At 59.2% G+C, this 358-nt stretch carries 1 protein-coding gene; it reads right to left on the bottom strand.

Annotation, left to right across the window (positions count from 1 at the left end; genetic code table 11):
- Positions 1-358, bottom strand: a 358-nt coding sequence (locus tag GQA99_RS20335) for a chlorophyll a/b-binding protein (RefSeq protein ID WP_160057026.1), incomplete at both ends; no start/stop codon positions are given.

Here is a 358-nt window from a genome sequence, read left to right as displayed (position 1 = left end):
CCGGCCTTGAACGAAACGGCCTCTCCGAACTTGACTCCGTTCCTGGCCAATAGCTCAGGGAAAACGCAGCCAAGGGCTCCGAGCATGGCCCACCTGCTGTGGATAACTTCTAGCTCACGGTTCCTTGCGAATGTCTCGGGGTCAGCAGAGAGTCCGGCGGTGTCCCATCCGTAGTCTCCGGGGAACTCTCCGGTAAGGTAGCTTGGTGGCTCGCCAGAGAATGGGCCCAAGTACTTGACTCGTTCAGATCCGTACCATGGGCTTCCTGATGGTCCCTTTGGCTTGGCAACGGTCTTCCTCATCGTCACACGGCCGCTTCCAAGGCCTTCAGATGCTGCGGGGGAAAGCTTGACGGCCT

The organism is Shewanella litoralis (assembly GCF_009828585.1).
GTDB classification, from domain to species: domain Bacteria; phylum Pseudomonadota; class Gammaproteobacteria; order Enterobacterales; family Shewanellaceae; genus Shewanella; species Shewanella litoralis.
This window is presented reverse-complemented; position numbering and strand designations above follow the sequence as displayed.